1 protein-coding gene is annotated in these 246 nt (G+C 60.2%); it reads right to left on the bottom strand.

All coding sequences use genetic code 11. The features are described 5' to 3' along the window. Positions 1 to 246 (bottom strand): hypothetical protein (locus tag AC0IYH_RS33315; RefSeq protein WP_471838690.1); only part of this gene is annotated, 246 nt, incomplete at both ends.

The raw sequence follows: 246 nt of genomic DNA, 5'->3' as shown, positions 1-246 counted from the left end.
ACGTTTGGCACACCAGCATGGCGACCATCATGCTCGCGAGGATGAGCATCAGCGTCAGGGTCAGATCCAGCTGGCGCTCGAAGCTTGGTTGCACCACGTAGAACAACGTGGCCCAAACCGCTGCGCCGGTACTCAACGCGTGCCATGGGCGAACATGAATCGCCGAAACCGGCAAGCTCATGACCAAACCGATGGGCAAGAACCAGGTGATGGGGTTACCCACCGCGTTCGCTATCGAGCCCAGGC

It is taken from the genome of Pseudomonas sp. AC463 (genome assembly GCF_979253585.1).
Note: the sequence above shows the minus strand (reverse complement) of the source record. Positions and strands in the feature narration are given on the sequence as shown.